The 20,564-nt window shown below is 40.1% G+C and carries 22 protein-coding genes and 2 pseudogenes; 6 read left to right on the forward strand and 18 right to left on the reverse strand.

Annotated features, from left to right (window positions below):
* A complete protein-coding gene (locus CHB62_RS05145) occupies positions 1-4,470 on the reverse strand; it encodes a translocation/assembly module TamB domain-containing protein (RefSeq protein ID WP_089365964.1) in 4,470 nt (1,489 codons plus the stop codon).
* A gap of 334 nt (positions 4,471-4,804) precedes the next feature.
* Here CHB62_RS05145 and CHB62_RS05150 point away from each other — a divergent pair, with 334 nt between their 5' ends.
* The 6 genes from CHB62_RS05150 to nqrF all read left to right on the forward strand — a co-directional run bounded on the left by CHB62_RS05150 (position 4,805) and on the right by nqrF (position 10,790).
* Positions 4,805-6,154, forward strand: a complete 1,350-nt coding sequence (locus tag CHB62_RS05150; protein ID WP_089365965.1) for a Na(+)-translocating NADH-quinone reductase subunit A — start codon at positions 4,805-4,807, stop codon at positions 6,152-6,154.
* A 191-nt stretch (positions 6,155-6,345) separates the two neighbouring features.
* The gene (locus CHB62_RS05155; RefSeq protein WP_009010462.1) at positions 6,346-7,497 is read left to right on the forward strand and encodes an NADH:ubiquinone reductase (Na(+)-transporting) subunit B; all 1,152 of its coding nucleotides are present in this window, start codon (positions 6,346-6,348) and stop codon (positions 7,495-7,497) included.
* Between the two features lie 18 nt (positions 7,498-7,515).
* Positions 7,516-8,229, forward strand: a complete 714-nt coding sequence (nqrC, locus tag CHB62_RS05160) for an NADH:ubiquinone reductase (Na(+)-transporting) subunit C (RefSeq protein ID WP_089365981.1) — start codon at positions 7,516-7,518, stop codon at positions 8,227-8,229.
* 26 nt (positions 8,230-8,255) lie between these two features.
* Positions 8,256-8,885 carry an NADH:ubiquinone reductase (Na(+)-transporting) subunit D gene (locus CHB62_RS05165; protein ID WP_089365966.1) on the forward strand — a complete coding sequence of 210 codons (630 nt, stop codon included), beginning with the start codon at positions 8,256-8,258 and terminating at the stop codon, positions 8,883-8,885.
* A 2-nt stretch (positions 8,886-8,887) separates the two neighbouring features.
* Positions 8,888-9,514 carry an NADH:ubiquinone reductase (Na(+)-transporting) subunit E gene (nqrE, locus tag CHB62_RS05170; RefSeq protein ID WP_009010465.1) on the forward strand — a complete coding sequence of 209 codons (627 nt, stop codon included), beginning with the start codon at positions 8,888-8,890 and terminating at the stop codon, positions 9,512-9,514.
* Between the two features lie 7 nt (positions 9,515-9,521).
* Complete coding sequence (nqrF, locus tag CHB62_RS05175) at positions 9,522-10,790, forward strand: NADH:ubiquinone reductase (Na(+)-transporting) subunit F (protein WP_089365967.1); 1,269 nt, start codon at positions 9,522-9,524, stop codon at positions 10,788-10,790.
* 126 nt (positions 10,791-10,916) lie between these two features.
* Here nqrF and CHB62_RS05180 read toward each other — a convergent pair whose 3' ends face one another.
* From CHB62_RS05180 to CHB62_RS05260, 17 genes and pseudogenes are all read right to left on the reverse strand, one after another.
* Entirely contained in the window at positions 10,917-11,066 is a 150-nt protein-coding gene (locus tag CHB62_RS05180; RefSeq protein WP_254919370.1) for a PAAR-like protein, read from the reverse strand.
* A gap of 124 nt (positions 11,067-11,190) precedes the next feature.
* Complete coding sequence (locus tag CHB62_RS05185) at positions 11,191-11,436, reverse strand: hypothetical protein (RefSeq protein WP_089365968.1); 246 nt, start codon at positions 11,434-11,436, stop codon at positions 11,191-11,193.
* Positions 11,437-12,060: 624 nt separating this feature from the next.
* Positions 12,061-12,397 (reverse strand): annotated as a pseudogene (locus CHB62_RS15460) (DUF4280 domain-containing protein).
* A gap of 2 nt (positions 12,398-12,399) precedes the next feature.
* Positions 12,400-13,026 (reverse strand): toxin-antitoxin system YwqK family antitoxin, encoded by a 627-nt coding sequence (locus CHB62_RS05195; RefSeq protein ID WP_240616272.1) that lies wholly within the window; start codon positions 13,024-13,026, stop codon positions 12,400-12,402.
* A 50-nt stretch (positions 13,027-13,076) separates the two neighbouring features.
* The gene (locus CHB62_RS05200; protein WP_089365969.1) at positions 13,077-13,376 is read right to left on the reverse strand and encodes a hypothetical protein; all 300 of its coding nucleotides are present in this window, start codon (positions 13,374-13,376) and stop codon (positions 13,077-13,079) included.
* A gap of 21 nt (positions 13,377-13,397) precedes the next feature.
* On the reverse strand, positions 13,398-14,024 hold the full coding sequence (locus CHB62_RS05205; RefSeq protein WP_240616271.1) for a toxin-antitoxin system YwqK family antitoxin: 627 nt from the start codon (positions 14,022-14,024) through the stop codon (positions 13,398-13,400).
* Positions 14,025-14,268: 244 nt separating this feature from the next.
* Positions 14,269-14,613 carry a DUF4280 domain-containing protein gene (locus CHB62_RS05210; protein WP_089365970.1) on the reverse strand — a complete coding sequence of 115 codons (345 nt, stop codon included), beginning with the start codon at positions 14,611-14,613 and terminating at the stop codon, positions 14,269-14,271.
* 41 nt (positions 14,614-14,654) lie between these two features.
* Positions 14,655-15,362: a hypothetical protein gene (locus CHB62_RS05215; protein WP_240616270.1), complete on the reverse strand. Its 708-nt coding sequence runs from the start codon at positions 15,360-15,362 to the stop codon at positions 14,655-14,657.
* Between the two features lie 8 nt (positions 15,363-15,370).
* Positions 15,371-15,734, reverse strand: a pseudogene (locus tag CHB62_RS05220) (DUF4280 domain-containing protein).
* Between the two features lie 67 nt (positions 15,735-15,801).
* On the reverse strand, positions 15,802-16,419 hold the full coding sequence (locus tag CHB62_RS05225; RefSeq protein WP_089365971.1) for a hypothetical protein: 618 nt from the start codon (positions 16,417-16,419) through the stop codon (positions 15,802-15,804).
* Positions 16,420-16,421: 2 nt separating this feature from the next.
* Positions 16,422-16,685 (reverse strand): PAAR-like protein, encoded by a 264-nt coding sequence (locus tag CHB62_RS05230; protein WP_240616269.1) that lies wholly within the window; start codon positions 16,683-16,685, stop codon positions 16,422-16,424.
* Between the two features lies 1 nt (position 16,686).
* On the reverse strand, positions 16,687-17,211 hold the full coding sequence (locus CHB62_RS05235; RefSeq protein WP_009013308.1) for a hypothetical protein: 525 nt from the start codon (positions 17,209-17,211) through the stop codon (positions 16,687-16,689).
* 152 nt (positions 17,212-17,363) lie between these two features.
* The gene (locus CHB62_RS05240) at positions 17,364-17,576 is read right to left on the reverse strand and encodes a PAAR-like protein (protein WP_368073607.1); all 213 of its coding nucleotides are present in this window, start codon (positions 17,574-17,576) and stop codon (positions 17,364-17,366) included.
* Between the two features lie 28 nt (positions 17,577-17,604).
* Positions 17,605-18,288 carry a hypothetical protein gene (locus tag CHB62_RS05245; RefSeq protein WP_089365972.1) on the reverse strand — a complete coding sequence of 228 codons (684 nt, stop codon included), beginning with the start codon at positions 18,286-18,288 and terminating at the stop codon, positions 17,605-17,607.
* Positions 18,289-18,348: 60 nt separating this feature from the next.
* Entirely contained in the window at positions 18,349-19,029 is a 681-nt protein-coding gene (locus CHB62_RS05250; protein ID WP_089365973.1) for a hypothetical protein, read from the reverse strand.
* A gap of 54 nt (positions 19,030-19,083) precedes the next feature.
* Positions 19,084-19,761, reverse strand: a complete 678-nt coding sequence (locus CHB62_RS05255) for a hypothetical protein (protein ID WP_089365974.1) — start codon at positions 19,759-19,761, stop codon at positions 19,084-19,086.
* A 572-nt stretch (positions 19,762-20,333) separates the two neighbouring features.
* On the reverse strand, positions 20,334-20,564 hold a 231-nt coding region (locus CHB62_RS05260), incomplete at its 5' end, for a transposase (protein WP_217899699.1).

Raw genomic sequence — 20,564 nt, forward strand, 5'->3', positions numbered from 1 at the left:
TTAGTGCTTTTGCTTCTGTTTTTTTGTTTTTTTCTTCCTACTTCCGAAAATATCGCTCAATCGGTTGAAGTCCTTCTTTAGAATCAAGCCTATACCTTGCGTTGTCAGTGAGTTACGTGTGAAATAGCGGTCGTTGGTCTGGTTGTAAACATGGAAGGCTACGTTCCCGCTTGGAAAGAGGAGATAACGGATGTCGAAGTCGCCTATGAAGGACGATTTATTCTTGGCTACATTGTTGCGATAACCGAACTGTCCGTTGAAGAGCAGACGGTTGTTAAGCATACTTCCTGACAACATTCCTTCGTATTCGGCATTGTCGAAGCCTTCATTACCTGTGGCGATGTTGGCACCAAAGTTCCAATTGTTGTCTTTTACAACATTAGACAGTACGGTGTTGATTTGCTGTGAAATCGTACCGGAGAGGAGGCTCTGCATGGCGAGAGAAGTGCTACTTGGTGCCTCGCTGTTACGTGCTGTACTGTTGTTGTTGCTTTGTGGATAGAATCGTCCAACAGCCAGTAAGTAAAGTACTTGCTGGTTAAGTTCTTGCTCGGAGTTGAGGATCGAGCGTATCATCTGTTGTGCGTCAGGCGAGAGAGTAGGGAGGTCGAGTCCGAAGGAAACGGTCGGTGCACCTGGTGTTCCTTCAATGTTTAGTAGGCAGTTCACCTTTGTGTTGTTGGCAGTGAACGACCTACCCATCCCGAGGTCGCCCAGTGGAACGGAGTTGATGATGTAGTTGGCCTTCAGATTAAGCGCCGCATTGAAGGGGTCGCCACCGAAGGCTATCGTAGAACCGGGCTGGAAGACAAACTGTTTCTTTATGATGTTCTGAATGGTAAGGTTATACTGTCCATAGTCCACATAGTAGTTTCCGAAGAGATTGAACGCTCCCTTATTATAATAGGTGGCCCGAATCATACCCGTTCCGTTCAGTCGGATATTGTCACCAGTGACGTCATCGAGGAGAACGCCGAGTGTGAGGTTCGGATTAGCGTGTATGAGGAAATTGATATGTAGGTCACTTGGTATGTCGTTAAAGTGGTAGGCCTCCTCCTTCTTGTGCGTAGGCTTAGCTGCGTGAAGGAGCGAGTCAGGTACTTCAGGAATCAACACCTGCGTACTATCCTTCGGTAGATTAATCCATCGAATAAAGTTATTTGTACCCGCATCATTGGTTGATGAGGCATTATAAGTTATAAAGGTGTTCTTGTCAGGTTCCATGTCTATGTTGATAGACGTTTCCCCTGGGTGTCCTTTTATATTACATTTACCAGTTCCATAAACGACACCCCAGAACGAGTCCTTCCCTTGTCTCTTAGGGAAGTTATAGGTCAGGAGGTTCTGAGCCTGTATATTGATATCGTAAGAGAGGTTGGTGAGGTTCTTATGATATAATCCTCCTGTGACAATGCCGATGTGTCCTTGTGGGTCGGTGATAGTATCTTTCTCAAGGATAATCTCATTTGGGATAATTCGGACACGAGCGTTACGCATCTTATAGGCAACGGCAGTAGGCTTCACAAAGACACTACCATCCACCATCATATCACCTTCGAGATTGATGGCGCTAAGGGGTCCGACGACCTTACACCAGCCATTTCCCTGTGCTTCTATATTGTCCATAAAAGAGCCGCAGAACGTCTTGAGGAAATAAAGGTGGGTGTTATGGGCAAAGATAGGGAGGTTAATATAACTCTTCTTGATGTCTACATAGCCCTTGATATCAGTACGTGCGCCATCGTCAGCATCAGCATGAGCATCGATATTAATCTTCCCCTCCTTGTCATTATAGTTCGCTTCTGCGTAGAGCGTACCCATATCTCCATTCTCAAACTTAAAGTCTTGCACCTCAAGTTTCGCTTGCATCTGTAGATGATGGAAGAAGGATTTGATAGAAGCCACGCCTGAAGCCGTACCAGCAAACTCAACACTGTGGAAGTTGACGAGGTTGAGGATATACGGAACATTGATATCCTTGAAGCTAACAAGGATAGAGTCGTTCTGATTACCAGAGGTTTGTCCGTTGGCAATGATATGCTGGTTGCGGTTAGAAAGCTCGAAGTGTTCAATGTTAAGATTGTTCCTATGATAGGAGATATCAGACGGTTGCACCTGTAAGGCTATCGAATCGAAATTGATGGTAGAAGGGTTAAGGTGCACGTGGGTCACTAAGTCGCCATTACGACGGGAGAATGAAGCCACGCTACTGACGTCGCCATGTACGGAAGAGAGTCCTGGAATACGGAAAGAGATGTCTGAACTGATAGTGTTATCAGCAATAAGACCCTGTGCATTGATGAGTAGATGCGGTCCCTTCTCACCCTCACGTTCGCCAGAGATGGTCGTGTGTAACCCTTGTGGTCCACTCGTTATGTTTAGGATAAGGTTCTGAATATGTTGCTCCCCGTATGTAATGTTCGGTGCATCAATATGTAAGTCGATTTCGTTTTGACGCTCCCTTACCATTCCTGTCAACCTTATGGCATGAGAAGAGGAGAGGCTTGTCTTAAGCAACTGATTGATAATCTTGGTGTCAGCTAAGCGTAGAGCAAAGGCATAGTTAGCCCTTCCAGCGATAGTATTATACCGTGAAGGCATGTGGAAAAGACTTGGGAGATAATGTCCCAAGATACGCCTTATGCTTTCTGGTATCTGTGCGTAATCGTACTGTCCAGCGAGATGTAGCTCTCCAAAGTCGGTTTGAGCATCAAGAGACTTACCCAAGAGGCCGTTGTGAGTCTTGATACTTAACTTATTCAATGAGATGTTCTGTCCCTCTCCTGTCATTGCGAAATTATTGACATCCAGGTTACCTATGATATCATTCAGGCTTGTCCCTTGTCCTTTAATCTTAGAAGTAAAGGAGATAGTCCTATTCCCTAAGGCCTCTGTAAGCTGTAGTTTGTGCAAGTTGACGGCATCCGCAATAATTGAGATGTCGGTAGAGAGTTTCCCATTATGTTGTATGAAAGCCATGATGTTAGCAGCTTTTCCGTCGATATCCAGTCCGCCGTTAGGGTCGTTGATAGCTGCCTTCCCTGTGAAGATATCGTTCTTATAGCTTCCGTCGAGGTGTATGTTCTTGTAGGTGTAACCCTTATAATAAAAGGAGGAGATGTCACCCTTGGCAACGATATAGGATAGGTCGGTGTTGCCCTCGACCCTGATATTTGTACTCAAGTTGCCAAAGTCGTTATTGTCAAGTACTTTCGCAATATTGAGACCTGTCGTGTTGATGGTCCCTTGGATGTTCTTTCCGTGAACAACCGTGGATAGATGAAGGGCGCCAGCATCAGTCTTTAGCTGTCCTTTGGCTATGTACTTCCCTGCAGTATGGGCAAAGGTACCATGGTAGTAGACGTTGCCTATGTTGTTCAATACCTTAGGAAGCGGTTTATGCGTTATCTTAGCAACAGTCTGAAGGGTATTGCTACTAATTTTTAAGGGTGAGAAAGAGAAATCCCAAGTGGGCTTCTTTTGTAGGTTGCTAACCCATCCTTTGGCTCTTATTTGCGTTGAGAGGGATTGGTCAGAGATGTTAATTTGCTTTACTCTTACCGACCGACTTGTTCCTTGAACATCTAAGGATGCTGTGTAGCTTGCTGTTAATGTCTTTAGTTCGGGGAATATTGACGTGAAATCAGAAAGCTGAATGAGTGCCTTAAAGTTCTTGATATCGTATCGTAAAGAGTTGATATCAAGCTTCTTATTGTTCAACTTATAGGAGGTTTGTAAGGTGCTTAATCCAATCTTACTATTGGTGCTGTTGAACACCAAGTCACGCAATGTGGCTTGCTGTTGATTGGCTTTTAAGTCGAAAGCCAACTGCTTCACCTCTAATCCCGCAGCCTCCTTGAAAGACAAAGTTCGAAGGTCAACCCACACGCTTGTGTCATTCAGTTTGTGAAGAATGAGATATGACGAGATGTCACTGAGGTTGATATGGTTCAAGTTCAGCAGGTTAGGTGTGTATGGGGAGTCTAAACAGTCATACTTAATACGGCCATGTCGGATGACAAGACTATTGATTGACAGGTGCAGAGGGGTGTGACTCGTAGTGTCTTTCGATGCTAATGAGTCTAATGCAAATTGATAGTTTGGTTTGGAGTCCTTGCTTTTCTTGTATAGTTCTGCTTGTAAACCAAATACTTGAGCAGACGAGATGTTTATTTCTCCCGTCCGTAGAAGGTGAAGGAGATCGACTCTTGCACCAACACGTGATGCCGATAACATCTTCTTGTGACTTTGGTCATAGATGAGAATATCGTCCAATACAAAGCGATTGATAAAGCCTAAGTCAATGCGCCCAACACGTACTTCTGTTCCTAACTTGTTGCCTGCTGCGTCACTAACCTGTTGTGCAAGGAAAGTCTGTACTGCTGGTATATGCAGCAGTACGATAGTGGTTATGTAAAGACCCGCTATGGTCCATATAACCCATCGTATAATAGTTCTAAGTTTCTTCAATGCGTCTACAAAACTACAAAAAAACCGTTTTATACTGAAATTATTATATATAAATGTGCCAAATCTGCTTAATTTTTGCTACATTTGCACAAGATAAGCCACGTTAGGCAAAGTTAAGTGACCCTTCTTTGCCCTCGTTTGCATTATTTAAGCACAAGATAAGCTATGCTCGGCAAAGTTAAAGTGAACTTCCTTTGCCCTCGCTTGCATTATTAAAAGCTAAGGCTAAGCTTCGGACAGCAAGGCAAAGGGATGAGTAACGCTATGTTTTGTTTAGCTTGTTAAGCATTGGAAAAGATTAAATAGAAATAATTAAAAACGCATTATCATTGTTATGGCAAATGTAATTAAGTTACGAAAGGGCTTAGACATTAACCTTACAGGACGCGCTCAGGAACAAATGTTACCTATGATTTCACCAACGGAATACGCTGTTGTTCCTGATGATTTCCCAGGGCTAACACCGAAGGTGACGGTTCGAGAAGGGGATCATGTCCGAGCTGGTGACCCGTTGTTTGTTGACAAAGGGTGCACTGAGGTTAGCTTTGCTTCTCCTGTGAGTGGTACGGTAACAGCCGTTGAACGCGGAGAAAGACGTAAAGTGTTACGTGTGAAGATTGCTCCTGATGCGCAGCAAGAATATGCTGACTTTGGTGTAAAAGATGTTGCTGGCTTAACTGCTGACAACGTCAAGGAGTCTTTGCTTCAAGCGGGATTGTTCGGTTATATCAACCAACTTCCCTACGCTGTTGCGACACGTCCTGACACTGCTCCTAAGGCTATCTTTGTGTCTGCTCTTCGTGATAAACCTTTACAGGGTGATTTCGAGTATGAGTTAAATGGGCAGGAGAAGGATTTCCAGACGGGGCTTACTGCACTCTCTAAGATTGCTAAGGTTTATTTAGGGATTGGTGCTAAGCAGGCTGCAACGGCGTTGACCGCTGCAAAGGATGTGCAAGTAACCGTTTTCGACGGACCTTGTCCAGCAGGTAATGTGGGTGTACAAGTAAATCACATCGACCCAGTCAATAAGGGAGAAGTGGTTTGGACCGTTGACCCAACAGCTGTTATCTTCTTCGGACGATTGTTCAATACTGGTAAAGTAAACCTCACTCGCCGTGTTGCCATAGCAGGTAGTATGGTAAAACAGACAGGTTATGTCGATGTACTCGTAGGAACTCCTTTGCGTCTGATCTTGGACGGTAACATTGCTGATGGCTGTCATGTTCGCATCCTCAATGGTAACCCTCTCACTGGTGTCATTGCCAATGACGAGTCAGTAATAGGGGCACATACATCCGAGGTAACGTTAATCCCAGAGGGTGACGACGTACATGAGATGTTCGGTTGGATGCTTCCTCGTTTCAAAGACTTCTCTGCTTCTCGCAGTTACTTCACTTGGTTGCAGGGTAAGAAGGCTTATAACCTCGACGCACGACTCAAAGGTGGTGAGCGTCACATGATTATGAGTGGTGAGTACGACAGTGTTCTACCAATGGATATCTATGGTGAATACCTCATTAAGTCTATTCTCTCAGGCAATATCGACAGCCAAGAGCAGTTGGGTATCTATGAGGTTAGCCCAGAGGACTTCGCCCTCGCTGAGTTCGTAGACAGTTCCAAGCTGCCATTGCAGAAGATTGTGCGTGAAGGCTTGGACATCCTTAGAAAAGAGAATGCATAGGGGTCATGAGCCCACAATAACTTTAACTATAGTTTCAAACAACGTTTCTTTGAATGTTATCAACGGTCAGTCAATCGGCAGTTATGGACGTGACAGGATGTAAACCGAGTCTGACGAGCACTTTACAAAGGCTTTGTGACAATTTTAGAGACAGAAACTTTGGACTTTAAGAACCCTATAATAAAAGTATTATGAGTTTAAGAAATTATCTCGATAAGATACGCCCAAACTTTGAGGAGGGCGGAAAGCTTCATGCTTTCAAGAGTGTCTTCGATGGTTTCGAGACGTTCCTTTATGTTCCTAACGAGACATCAAAGAGCGGAACTTCTATCCATGACGCTATTGACTCGAAGCGAATAATGAGTATAGTAGTACTTTCGTTGGTACCTGCTATGCTCTTCGGTATGTATAATATCGGCTATCAGAACGCATTAGCAGCTGGTAAGTTGGCTGATGCTACCTGCTGGGGAATGTTCCTCTATGGTATGCTTGCGTTGTTACCAAAAATCCTTGTATCTTACATTGTCGGCTTAGGTATTGAGTTTGCTTGGGCACAATGGAAAGGTGAGGAGATTCAGGAAGGTTATCTTGTATCAGGTATTCTGATACCATTGATTATCCCTGTAACCACACCTCTTTGGATTCTTGTGCTTGCAGTGGCCTTTGCTGTTATCTTCACAAAGGAGATCTTCGGTGGAACAGGTATGAATATCTTTAACGTAGCATTAGCTGCACGTGCCTTCCTCTTCTTCTCTTATCCAAGTAAGATGACTGGTGACAGTATCTGGGTGGCAAAGGATGCTATCTTCGGACTTGGTTACACCTTGCCTGATGGCTTCACTATGGCAACCCCATTGGGTGAGATTGCACAAGGGACAACGGTGAACACGCCTATCTGCGATATGGTAGTAGGACTCATCCCAGGCTCTGTTGGTGAGACCTCTGTTATCGCTATCGCTATCGGAGCAGTTATCCTTCTGTGGACGAACATCGCCAGTTGGAAGACAATGTTCAGTGTTTTCCTTGGTGGAACAGTGATGGGACTTCTCTTCCAGTCAACAGGTGCAACGCCAATCCACTGGTATGAGCACCTTGTCTTGGGTGGTTTCTGCTTCGGAGCAGTCTTTATGGCAACCGACCCAGTGACCTCTGCCCGTACAGAGACAGGTAAGTGGGTATATGGTTTCTTCATCGGTGCGATGGCTATCATCATCCGTGTGTTAAACCCAGGTTACCCAGAGGGTATGATGCTTGCCATCCTCTTTGGTAATATGTTTGCCCCACTCATCGACTACTGTGTAGTTCAGTCAAACATCAGCAAGCGCGCTAAGCGTGCTAAATAAATAAGGAGGACGATGAAAATGAAAACTAATAGTAATTCTTATACAATTATCTATTCTGCCATCCTCGTGCTGATTGTAGCCTTTTTGCTTGCTTTTGTGTTCCAAGCATTGAAGCCTATGCAGGATGCTAACGTACAGCTTGATCAGCAGAAGCAAATTCTCTTTGCGCTCAATCAGGACCGTAATATGAGCAACGAAGAAGCTGTTGAACTCTGGAAGAAGATTATCGTGGCCGATGACATTATCGATGCTAATGGTAAGGTAGTTAAGGCTGGTAAGCAGGGTGGCGTTGATGCTGGTTTTAAGTTGAATAGTAAGGATGCCAAGGAGGGCAAACTTGCCTTGTTCCGCTGTAAGGTAAACGGTGAAGATAAGTATGTTATCCCTGTTTATGGTAATGGCCTCTGGGGTCCTATCAATGGTTTTATCGCCATCAATGGAGATAAGAAAACCGTCTTTGGAGCCTACTTCAATCACGAGAGCGAGACTGCTGGTCTGGGTGCCGAAATCAAGGACAACAAGGCATGGCAGGATTTGTTCAAGGGTAAGCACCTCTTCTCTGGCAACGACACAAAGAAGATTGCCCTTTCTGTAGAGAAGAAGGTTGAAGACCCATCGACACAGGTTGATGCCGTGACAGGCGCTACGCTTACCAGTAACGGTGTGACAGAAATGTTCCATGCAGACAAGGGTGGACTTCAACCTTACGTCAAATTCCTGAACAGCAAATAACATTCTAATCTTTAGAACATAAGAATATGGATTTATTCTCAAAGCAAAATAGAGAGGTGTTCAGCAACCCTTTGAATTTGGACAACCCTATCATGGTCCAAGTCCTCGGTATCTGTTCTGCCCTTGCCGTTACTTCACAGCTGAAGCCGGCGATTGTGATGGGACTTGCCGTTACTATTATCACGGCATTCTCAAATGTTATTATTTCATTAATCCGCAACACCATCCCTAATCGTATTCGTATTATCGTACAGTTAGTGGTTGTGGCTGCGTTGGTAACGATTGTTAGTCAGATTCTTAAGGCGGTAGCTTACGATGTGAGTGTAGAGCTTTCTGTCTACGTAGGACTTATCATTACCAACTGTATCCTTATGGGACGTCTTGAGGCGTTTGCCATGACCAATAAGCCATGGCCAAGTTTCCTCGATGGCGTCGGCAATGGTTTAGGTTACGCTATGATACTTGTTATCGTGGGTGCTATCCGTGAGTTCTTCGGTCGTGGCTCATTGCTCGGCTTCAAGATTTTGCCACAGAGCTTCTATGATGCAGGTTATATGGACAACGGAATGATGTCAATGCCTGCCATGGCACTCATCCTCTTGGGTTGTGTTATTTGGGTTCATCGTGCTTATTTCTATAAAGAAGACAAGAAGTAATTATGGAACATCTTATTAGTTTATTCTTCCGGTCCATCTTTGTGGACAACATGATATTTGCGTTCTTCCTCGGTATGTGTTCTTACTTGGCCGTTTCTAAGAGCGTGAAGACATCATTGGGTCTTGGTGTTGCTGTGACTTTCGTTTTGCTTGTGACCACACCTCTCAACTATCTCTTGCTGACTAAGGTCCTTGGACCAGACTGTCTTGCAGAGGGAGTCGACCTTACTTATCTTAGTTTTATCCTCTTTATTGCCGTCATTGCAGGTATCGTGCAGATTGTGGAGATGGCTGTCGAGAAGTTCTCACCATCCCTTTACGGCGCATTGGGTATCTTCTTGCCGTTGATAGCCGTTAACTGTGCTATCATGGGTGCTTCCCTCTTTATGCAACAGCGTATAGGACTCGACCCAGCAAGCACCCAGTATATCGGAACTGTATGGGATGCACTTGTCTATGGCACTGGTTCTGGCCTCGGCTGGACACTGGCCATCGTGGCAATGGGTGCTATTCGTGAGAAGATGGAGTATTCTGATGTACCAAAGCCTTTACAGGGTCTTGGTATTACATTTATTACTGTAGGACTGATGGCAATGGCTATGATGTGCTTCTCAGGACTTAAAATTTAAGTAAACAATGGGACAATTCATAACAATAAGTATTGTGGTATTCCTTATCACCATCCTCGTGTTGGTGATTCTCCTATTGGTGTCTAAGAAGTATCTTAGCCCAAGTGGAAAGGTGAAATTAACTATTAATGGTGATAAGGAGATGACCGTCGATCAGGGTAGCTCGGTATTGTCTACGCTGAATGAGAACGGTGTCTTCCTCCCTTCTGCCTGTGGTGGAAAGGGTAGCTGTGGGCAGTGTAAGTTGCAGGTAGTAGAAGGTGGCGGTGAGATTCTCGACTCTGAGCGTCCTCACTTCAGCCGTAAAGAGATCAAAGACCACTGGCGCTTGGGTTGTCAGTGTAAGGTGAAGGGTGATATGTCACTCAAGGTTCCTGAGTCTGTCATGGGCGTTAAGGAGTGGGAGTGCACTGTTATCTCTAATAAGAATGTGTCAAGCTTTATCAAGGAGTTCAAGGTTGCCTTGCCTCCTGGCGAACACATGGACTTCATCCCAGGCTCTTATGCACAGATTTCTATCCCTGCCTACGACTGTATCGACTATGATAAGGACTTCGATAAGAACGATATCGGGGAGGAATACCTCGGTCCTTGGAAGCAGTTTAATCTCCTTTCTTTGAAGGGAAAGAACCCAGAGCCAACTGTTCGTGCATACTCTATGGCGAACTATCCGGCTGAGGGTGATATCATCACACTGACTGTGCGTATTGCTACACCGCCTTTCTTGCCTCGTCCACAGGTAGGTTTCCAGAATGTACCGACTGGTATCGGTTCTACCTATATCTTCTCTCTCAAGGAGGGCGATAAGGTAATGATGAGTGGTCCTTACGGTGATTTCCATCCTAACTTCACCTCTGGTAAGGAGATGATATGGATTGGTGGTGGTGCTGGTATGGCGCCTTTGCGTGCGCAGATTATGCACATGACGAAGACACTCCATACTCGCGACCGTGAGATGCACTTCTTCTATGGTGCGCGATCACTCAGTGAGGCGTTCTTCCTTGAGGACTTCTGGGACCTTGAGAAGGAGTATCCTAACTTCCACTTCCACCTCTCTCTCGACCGTCCAGACCCTAAGGCTGATGAGGCAGGAGTAAAGTATTACACTGGCTTTGCGGTTAACTGTATCCGTGATGAGTATCTTAAGAATCATGAAGCACCTGAGGACTGTGAGTACTATCTCTGTGGACCTCCAATGCTCATCAAGACTGTTACAGACTATCTTGACAGCATCGGTGTTGATCAGGATGCAATCATGTACGATAACTTTGGATAATTCAATATCCTATTCATATAAAGCGAGGAACCTTATTGGGCTCCTCGCTTTTTGTTTTGGACAAGTAAAAGGACTTTTGGAAAGTGAAAGAGTTTACGTATAGGCTAACAATATCTTGTGAACGTGTTATTCGCTTTCAACAAAAGAGTTACTTCCTGTATCAACGAATGATATTCTTCCTCCTTTAGCACACATACAGAATGACTGCTCCGTCAGTTTTTTCATCCCATTGATACTGTCTTTCTGAGTAGTTTGCTGCCAACCTTTGTAATGCAGACGTAGCGAGCTACGTCAAGTTGCAAAGACAGACAAGATGCCAACAAGAACATAAAAGATGTTAGGAAACAACACAAAAACAAGAATTTCTGAAACATTGTGGTCTAATGACCATTTGGGTTTATCATTCTTTAGTTCCGCTATTAGACTGACAAGACATTATGCTCGATGGCAAATTCGTTATTTTAAACTTGTTGCCTTCGATAATTTCTACGATACCCTTTTCTTCAAGAACCAATAAATAATCTTTTAAGAGACTCTGAACATCTCTATTGTTTGTAAAGTCTTCTACAGACCAAATGCTACCCAAATTTCTATAGAAAAACTCCAGTTTGTGTAGAAACTCCTTTTTTATTTTATTTTTTTTCATAAATATCTGTGACTAAATTGAATTATCTCCCCAGTTTTCAAATTAATTTGTCGGTCAACTTTTATTTGGCTATTAGTTATAAATTGTAAACCACATCCTTTCATTTTTTGACCTTTTATTTCTGGAAAACTTTTACATAAGACTTCTTTATATTCTGCAGCCATGTATTTACCATTAAGCAAAAATTCTTCCCTTCGTATTTATCAAAACTGAATTTTCTTTTTTATCAAAGCTGAATTTTCTTTTAAGGCAAAGATAATTAATTTTATTTATATAGCCCGAAAATAGTCGTAAAACTGTAATAAGTCCCTATTGTTTCTATGTATCATTCTTGTTTCGTGTTTAGGTTCTGTAAAGAAAATTCGTTGATGCTCTTTTGGCTTCTAAAAGACGCCTAATTGGCTTGCAAAAGGTGCTCTTTAAGACCCTTACTAACGCCCTTTTGAAGGCTAATTAAGCACCTTTAGAAAAGCAATTCAGTAATTCGCTGATATAAAACAACTTATGAAGGTATAAAAATCACAGGTTTTCTGACTCTTTACCTGACTTTTATTTATCTATTTTGTAATTATATTTCAAGATAGCTAACATTAAGATTTAAAGTTCAGACATCAATGGTTAAGTTTAAAAACCAGAATTACTTCCTGTATCAACGAATGATATTCTTCCTCCTTTAGCATACATACAGAATGACTGCTCCGTCAGCATTTTCATCCCATTGATACTGTCTTTCTGAGTAGTTTGCTGCCAGACTCGTGGCTGGGGAGTACACGGAGGATTTGGGGGAATTACATTTGCAAACTCCAAAACTTGGGATATTTACTATCCCTTTATTATCACCTTCTGTAACAACAAGAGTATTAGCTATCCGACGAAATGTTTGGCTTGTCACCATTAGGTTGGATTCCTTTACTCCAAGAGTACAGTGCAGAGTTGCACCATGCGTTATGATCTTAGGCATTGCTATTCAACATTTAAGACATTCTCATGACTTATAACCTTTCCTGTTTCCGCATCTATAACAAATTCCTCTGTACCTGACATTGTTACACGGCTGACATACCATTTAGCATGGTCTTTTCCATGGGGAGAGAAATTGATACGAAATGGAGTATTAGAAGAACTACTTTGCTGCCCCTTGCCGCTCCACAAGTCTATCCAGCCTTGCCTTTCCATCCAACGGAGTAAATCCTTAGGTTTTATCCTTAGCCCTTCAAATTTTTTATCCTCGTTCTCTTCTCTTATAAGTTTTCCTTCTTTATCATATTTACGCCATTTCCCAATTTTTACATCTGAACAGAAAAAGAATTCACCTTCTTCTTTTAAGATACCATTCTTATAATAAACTATTATATTTTGGGTAAATGAACGAGGTGGAATCTTTTCTACAAAAAAACCATCTACTTCGACACTAATTTTAACAAAAGTTCCATCCGCCTCACTATACTCTTTGAAACGTTGATTGAGTTTTAACTTATTATGGTAATAATCATAATTAAATTTCTCTACTTGCCCCATGTTATTTGGATTTTGTGCGGCACATGAAAGCATCGCTGTTAATACTAAAAAAAATAAGATATACTTTCTCATCTGACTATAATATTTTACAATCTTCTTTGATTGTGATTAAAAAACAATTATCATTCTTCTTTTTTACCTGCACTTTTATGTTTTAATACTTCTTCCTTACCTCTACTCTTTGTGTCTGACTCTGGTTTGCCTGACACAATATAAGGATTTATATACATCCACTGCAAATAAAAAAGACTATTGCGTTCTATACCCACATGGTGACTATAGTCAAGCATATTGTTTGTTTTCGTGTATCTATAACCAATTTCGCAACGTTTAGAATCTCTGAAATCAAAAGTATGGGCTAAACCAAAGCAATGATAGACCTCGTGCCCAACCGTCAAGAGTACAGTGCAGAGTTGTGCCATGTGTTATAATCTTAGGCATTGCTATTCAATATTTAAGACATTCTCATGACTTATAACCTTTCCTGTTTCCGCATCTATGACAAATTCCTCTGTACCTGACATTGTTACACGGCTGACATACCATTTAGCATGGTCTTTGCCATGGGGAGAGAAATTGATACGAAATGGAGTATTAGAAAAACTACTTTGCTGCCCCTTGCCGCTCCACAAGTCTATCCAGCCTTGGCTTTCCATCCAACGGAGTAAATTTTTAGGTTTTATCTTTAATCTCTCAAATTTCTTATCTTCATCCGTTTCCTTTATTAATTTACCTTCTTTATCATATTCTCGCCACATGCCGATTTCTATGCTCGAACAATAGAATCGCTTTCCTTCTTCCCACAATATACCATTTTTATGATAAATTTTCACATCCTTACAGAAAGTTCTATTCTTTATTTGAACTATAGAATAGTAGTTTTTGTCAAAATCTACTTTAACAACAGTCTTGTCTTTCTCCGTGTAAACTACCGACGTTGTATTAGGGTGAAGTTTACTTTTATAATAATCATAATTAAATTTCTCTACTTGCCCCATGTTATTTGGATTTTGTGCGGCGCATGAAAGCATCGCTGTTAATACTAAAAAAAATAAGATATACTTTCTCATCTGACTATAATATTTTACAATCTTCTTTGATTGTGATTAAAAACAATTATCATTCTTCTTTTTTACCTGCACTTTTATGTTTTAATACTTCTTCCTTACCTCTACTCTTTGTGTCTGACTCTGGTTTGCCTGACACAATATAAGGATTTATATACATCCACTGCAAATAAAAAAGACTATTGCGTTCTATACCCACATGGTGACTATAGTCAAGCATACAGACAAATAATATATTGTGAACGTGTTATTCGCTTTCAACAAAAGTATTACTTCCTGCATCAACGAATGATATTCTTCCTCCTTTAGCACACATACAGAATGACTGCTCCGTCAGCTTCTTCATCCCATTGATACTGTCTTTCTTTGTTGTTTGCTGCCAAGCTTGTGGCAGGGGAAGACAAGGAGGATTCGTGGAACTACATTTGCAAACTCCAAAACTTGGGATATTACCTACGCTTATCTTGTCTTTCTCTGTAGCCACAAACTCTCCAGCTATAGCAACAATATTCTGACTACTTATATTTATTGCTGATATATCTGTCCCTTGTGAACATTGCATCTGTGAATTATTCACAACCAATTTTGCCATAGATAGTTATTTTGAAAGCTCATTTTTATAGCCGTACATACTTATTTCCTCTCTTTTTTGCGGAGATATTCATCAAAAGGAAGTTCCTGTCCTTTCATACCCTCATCTCCAAAGTTACGACTTGTTTTAAACAGCAATTCACCCGTAGTACCATCCAAATAGTAAAAGATCTTCTGTGCACAGCTGTTGCCGTAAACTATTACTTCATAGTAAGCTGTTCGTAAATCCTTATGGTCAAATCGATTTATACTAAAGACATTTTGTTTATCCATCAAGTCAATATGGTAATCTTTTTGCATTTTGTTTACAAGGTCGGTAACACTAAACTTGTAAGGAGCATCAAAGTCTGTTTCCTTTATTTTAAATCCATTCGCATCGTATTCTATCATTTTACCAACCCGCATATTACCATAAAATGTTGCCCATGATTTTATCAAATAACCCTCAGTGTTATATTCATAGCTATAAGTATATGGAGAATGATGATATGAGCAGTCTTCGCGATAACCTATTATTTCGCTTTTGTCATATTCTGTATTCATTTCTATTACCATACCATTTTTATCAGTACGAAGCATTCGATCTGCAAATGGATTCTTCTTTATTACTTTTCGATATTCCTCAATATCAAATTTTCTATTATTCGTAATCTTTTCTCTTTTTTTAATATTCAACTTATTATTAGTTGTTTGAGCTGAGCAATTGCTTAATGCAATTACAACAATTAATAAAAATATTAGTTTTTTCATCTTTGTTCCTAATATATTGTGAACGTGTTATTCGCTTTCAATAAAAAATTACTTCTTGTATCAATGAATGATATTCTTCCTCCTTTAGCACACATACAGAATGACAGCTCCGTCAGCTTTTTCATCCCATTGATACTGTCTTTCTTTGTTATTTGCTGCCAGCCTTGTGGCTGGGGAATGCAAGGAGGATTCGGGGGAACTACATTTGCAAACTCCAAAACTTGGGATATTAATTAAACCAATTTCATCTTCCTCCGTCGCTACCAATGCTCCTAAAATACTTCGGGAACTTTGACTAAGAACTGTCAACTTAGCTTGCCCAGTTCCTAAAGTACAACACATTGAAGCGCCACCAGTTACAATTTTTACCATTCTACTTTATTTTAGGTTTTGTATCCTTCTTCTAATCTTCTATTAATTTTATCATTATTTGAATTTATTATTCTCTCACCTCATTTATTTCCTTTGATATAACTTTACCAGTAAGAGCATTTATTTTTATAGAAAATACTTCTGTACTATCAGTTCTCCATGTAATATACCAAATTGGAAGATTAACTTCTTCATCAATATAACGATTCACTTCAACATCTTTATCAAACAAATTCAACTTTAATTCTTCCGTTATAAATCTTTCAACTTTCTCCCATGGATAGTTTTTATAAGGAATATCTTTGTCTATCGTTTCTATTAAATAGCCATCTTCATTGTATAGCTTCCAAATACCAATACTAAATTTATTATAATAGTATCGTCCGATTTTTTTGAGTGTCTTAGTTTTATTATAGAATTCTTTGTAAGAACCGTATAATTCGTTATCTTTCCTTGCATATTCAACAAACTCAGAGCCATTATCTCCCCCAAACTGACGTACTTTCCCTCGTAAGTAATCTTCAAAAACATACTCACTTCCATGTCTTTGTCTATAATATGTCCATGAATCAAATTTCTCGGTTGTCCTTTCCAAAGTTTTGTTCTGTTTGATATTATTAACTTGTGCCTTACAGCTACTTATTACCACAAGTAATGTAAGTAATGTAATTATTTGTCTTATCATTTTTATAATTTTATTAGCATTCCATTGATACTGTCTTTCTGTGTTGTTTGCTGCCAGCCTTGTGGCTGGGGAATACAAGGAGGATTCGGAGAACTACATTTGCAAACTCCAAAACTTGGGATATTAATTAAACCAATTTCATCTTCCTCAGTCGCTACCAATGCTCCCGAAATACTTCGGAAACTTTGACTAAGAACTGTCAACTTAGCTTGCCAAGTTCCTAAAGTGCAACACATAATAGCTCCATCAGTTACAATTTTTACCATTCTACTTTATTATAGGATTTGTACCTTTCTTTATGATTTCTCCTGTATTGGCATTTATTTTAATAGAAACTATATTTGGTCCTACCTTGTAATGAATAACCCATACTGGTATATTGGTTTTATCACTTACATATCGCCTTATAGAAACATTCTTATCGAATAAATCCAGCTTTAACTCTTCCTTTACAAACTTCTCCACCTTTTCCCATGGATAGTTCTTATAAGGGGCATCTTGGTCGTATTCAGCTATTAAATAACCATTCTCGTCATACTCTTTCCATATACCACTTTCAAAATCGTTATAATAGTACTTCCCTATCAGCTTAAGGGTCTTACTTTTATTGTAATACTCTCTATATGTACCGAATAACTCCTTATCTTTCTTGGCGTATTCAAAATAATTAGAACCATTCTCTCCTCCGAACTGACGTACCTTGCCTTTTAAATAACTTTTAAACTCATAGTCGTCATTTTCTCTATGTGTGTAATATTTCCATGAATCAAATTTCTCAGTTGTCCTTTCCATATTCTTGTTTTTTTTGATGTTATTACTACTATTGTCTTGTGCCTTACAACTACCTATTACAACGAGTAATGTAAGTAAAATAATTATTTGTCTTATCATTTTTATAATTTTATTAGCAGTTCATTGATATTGTCTTTCAGTGTTGTTTGCTGTCAACCTTGTGGGTGGGGAAAACAAGGAGGATTCGGGGAGCTACATTTGCAAACTCCAAAACTTGGGATATTTACCATTTCTTTATTATCCCCTTCTGTACCAACAAGAGCATCAGCTATCCTACGGAATGTTTGACTCGTCACAGTTAGGTTGGGTTTCTCTGTGCCAAGGGAACAATACATCGTAGCTCCATGAGTTATAATTTTAGACATAAATTCCTTTTTAGTTCATTCAGCCCTCCTATTCTATAGCCAGAAACATCTCTTTTCTGAGTAGTTCTCCATTCTTGGCATTCCATGTATAAGTTATATCACCGCCTTTATCGGTTATGGTAATTGTCCAAAGAATAGAGTCTTTTTCAAATTTAGCATTGGACGCACTTATCTTGCCAAAACTTATGCGAATACTTGGCTCATCCCCTTGTTTCACGAACTTCTCCTGACCCTTTCCAGTTTTCCTGTCTATATACCCTTCCTTCTCGAGCCAGCGCAGGATGTTTATCGGTTTCAGGCGCAGCTTCTCAAACTTCTTGTCCTCATCGGTTTCTTTTATAAGCTTACCCTGTTTGTCATACTCGCGCCAAATGCCAATATCAATAGATGAACAGAAAAAGCGTTTTCCCGACTCCATGAGAACTCCGTTTTTATGAAATATTCTTACCTCCTTGTAGTAAGTAAAAGGAGGGATTGTTACCAAAGCATCATAATCCTTATCAAAATACACCTTAACCTGTGTACTATCTCTATCTACATAAATGGCAAAGCTGTTGTCTCCATCTTTACCATTTACTTCCTTGATTTTGCTTTTATAATATTGTACATCGAATCTTTCAGTTGTCTTCATTGTTGTTGCCTCCTTGTCTTTTTGCGCATTGCAGCAAGTACAGTACAACGCAGTTAGTAATATTAGAATGAGATGTTTCATACTTTTATTCTTGTCATTATCTTTTTCTACTTATAGTTCTAAGTTTGACGAGACTATGCCTTATTCATATAAGACCTGTGTTGTCTTTCCCAAGTATTCACCCGTTTCCGCATTGAAACTATGGGTAGTGCACATTCCGTGTTCTGTAATATCGATAGACCACCCCGCAGGGATAGTCTTTGACCCTTCAGCACGAGTCGACAGCCAAAAGTAGATGTCAATATTAGGCTCATCACCCTCTTTTACGAACTTCTCCTGACCCTTTCCAGTTTTTCTGTCTATATACCCTTCCTTCTCGAGCCAGCGCAGGATGTTTATAGGTTTCAGGCGTAGCTTCTCAAACTTCTTGTCCTCATCGGTTTCTTTTATAAGGTTCCCCTGATTGTCATACTCGCGCCAAATGCCAATATCTATAGATGAACAGAAAAAGCGTTTTCCCGACTCCATGAGAACTCCGTTTTTATGGAATATTCTTACCTCCTTGTAGTAAGTAAAAGGAGGGATTGTTACCAAAGCATCATAATCCTTATCAAAATACACCTTAACCTGTGTACTATCTCTATCCACATAAATGGCAAAGCTATCGTCTCCATCTTTACCATTTACTTCCTTGATTTTGCTTTTATAATATTGTACATCGAATCTTTCTGTTGTCTTCATTGTTGTTGCCTCCTTGTCTTTTTGCGCATTGCAGCAAGTACAGTACAACGCAGTTAGTAATATTAGAATGAGATGTTTCATACTTTTATTCTTGTCATTATCTATTTATAGTTCTAAGGTTAAGGAGGCTATGCCTTATTCATATACGACCTGTGTTGTATTCCCTAAGTATTCACCCGTTTCCGCATTGAAACTATGGGTAGTGCACATTCCGTGTTCTGTAATATCGATAGACCACCCCACAGGGATAGTCTTTGACCCTTCAGCACGAGTCGACAGCCAAAAGTAGATGTCAATATTAGGCTCATCGCCCTCTTTTACGAACTTCTCCTGACCCTTTCCTGTTTTCCTGTCTATATACCCTTCCTTCTCGAGCCAGCGCAGGATGTTTATAGGTTTCAGGCGCAGCTTCTCAAACTTCTTATCCTCATCGGTTTCTTTTATAAGGTTACCCTGATTGTCATACTCGCGCCAAATGCCAATTTTGACACTTGAATGGCAAAGGAATTTCCCTTTGGATTTAATAATACTATTCTTATAATAGTTCTTAACAATCATCTCATAAGTAAATGGCTTGATTTCTTGTAAGACAAATCCATCATCGTTAAATGACACATAGGTCTCAGTACCATTCCGCTCTACATATTGAGCAGATGTAGCACCTTCATAGCTGTTTTTCTTTTTGATTATACTTTTATAATATTGTACATCGAATCTTTCTGTTGTCTTCATTGTTGTTGTTTTCTTGTTCTTTTGTGCAACACATGACAGTGAAGCTATTAAGAGCAATAAACACAAAGTATATAGTTTCATTCTGTATCTTATTTAATATTTATCTTGTATATATAAAAACATTATTGTAGATTTAACGTCTTTCCATGATTGATAAGTTCTTTCGTTTCTGCATCTATAACAAAATCCTCTGGACCATAAATTGTCACACGGCAAACATACCACTTTGCATGACAACCTTAGAATGGTGGATTTGAGAAATCAGTCTGCTCTCCCTTTCCCATTCTTAAATCTATGCATCCTTGTCTCTCCATCCATTGAAGTAAGTCTTTTGGTTTCATTCTTAACTTATCTGATAGTGTACCATTACTTTTTATATTGTAATTTGTAGGTGGAAAGTTGTTTTACTCTTAGATAGAAATGAATGATGTTTATTTTTTGCTTTAGGATGTAAATGTAGGAAGATAATTTCAGATACACAACAGAGAGACATAAAATATAATGGCTTTAACATTTTGTAATCAATCTCTCTCTCTGCCTAATAACCTGAACTCGGGTTAAGTATCATACCACTCTTCCGTTTGGTTTAGTACAACGCCTCTTTAGGCTCAATCTTTTGATTGGACCTAAAGATAATAATGAAACAGATTACTTTAGAATAATGTAAGCTGCCCTGAATGTTGCTCTATAGCAAAGTCTATATTTACTGCTGGCTTCTTCTCAAAGAAGCTGTAAGCTGCAATAGCAGAGAGAACATTCATTGCGAAATTTAATATGCTTCTATGCCTCGAATGCACTAATTGAGCTACATTCTTTAGCTCATCATTGATAGTCTCTATTACAGATCTTTTCCTTAAAAGAATTCTATCATAAAGTGGCATTAG

The sequence above is a fragment of the Prevotella jejuni genome (assembly GCF_900187995.1).
GTDB lineage: Bacteria > Bacteroidota > Bacteroidia > Bacteroidales > Bacteroidaceae > Prevotella > Prevotella jejuni.

Coding starts and splice junctions, on each gene's coding strand:
- CHB62_RS05225 (WP_089365971.1), bottom strand. CDS start 16,419: ATGATAAGACAAATAATTACATTACTTACATTACTTGTGGTAATAAGT.
- CHB62_RS05150 (WP_089365965.1), top strand. CDS start 4,805: ATGGCAAATGTAATTAAGTTACGAAAGGGCTTAGACATTAACCTTACA.
- CHB62_RS05250 (WP_089365973.1), bottom strand. CDS start 19,029: ATGAAACATCTCATTCTAATATTACTAACTGCGTTGTACTGTACTTGC.
- nqrC (WP_089365981.1), top strand. CDS start 7,516: ATGAAAACTAATAGTAATTCTTATACAATTATCTATTCTGCCATCCTC.
- nqrF (WP_089365967.1), top strand. CDS start 9,522: ATGGGACAATTCATAACAATAAGTATTGTGGTATTCCTTATCACCATC.
- CHB62_RS05245 (WP_089365972.1), bottom strand. CDS start 18,288: ATGAAACATCTCATTCTAATATTACTAACTGCGTTGTACTGTACTTGC.
- CHB62_RS05240 (WP_368073607.1), bottom strand. CDS start 17,576: ATGTCTAAAATTATAACTCATGGAGCTACGATGTATTGTTCCCTTGGC.
- nqrE (WP_009010465.1), top strand. CDS start 8,888: ATGGAACATCTTATTAGTTTATTCTTCCGGTCCATCTTTGTGGACAAC.
- CHB62_RS05255 (WP_089365974.1), bottom strand. CDS start 19,761: ATGAAACTATATACTTTGTGTTTATTGCTCTTAATAGCTTCACTGTCA.
- CHB62_RS05195 (WP_240616272.1), bottom strand. CDS start 13,026: ATGAGAAAGTATATCTTATTTTTTTTAGTATTAACAGCGATGCTTTCA.
- CHB62_RS05235 (WP_009013308.1), bottom strand. CDS start 17,211: ATGGAAAGGACAACTGAGAAATTTGATTCATGGAAATATTACACACAT.
- CHB62_RS05215 (WP_240616270.1), bottom strand. CDS start 15,362: ATGAAAAAACTAATATTTTTATTAATTGTTGTAATTGCATTAAGCAAT.
- CHB62_RS05210 (WP_089365970.1), bottom strand. CDS start 14,613: ATGGCAAAATTGGTTGTGAATAATTCACAGATGCAATGTTCACAAGGG.
- CHB62_RS05185 (WP_089365968.1), bottom strand. CDS start 11,436: ATGAAAAAAAATAAAATAAAAAAGGAGTTTCTACACAAACTGGAGTTT.
- CHB62_RS05230 (WP_240616269.1), bottom strand. CDS start 16,685: ATGGTAAAAATTGTAACTGATGGAGCTATTATGTGTTGCACTTTAGGA.
- CHB62_RS05205 (WP_240616271.1), bottom strand. CDS start 14,024: ATGAGAAAGTATATCTTATTTTTTTTAGTATTAACAGCGATGCTTTCA.
- CHB62_RS05200 (WP_089365969.1), bottom strand. CDS start 13,376: ATGGCACAACTCTGCACTGTACTCTTGACGGTTGGGCACGAGGTCTAT.
- CHB62_RS05155 (WP_009010462.1), top strand. CDS start 6,346: ATGAGTTTAAGAAATTATCTCGATAAGATACGCCCAAACTTTGAGGAG.
- CHB62_RS05165 (WP_089365966.1), top strand. CDS start 8,256: ATGGATTTATTCTCAAAGCAAAATAGAGAGGTGTTCAGCAACCCTTTG.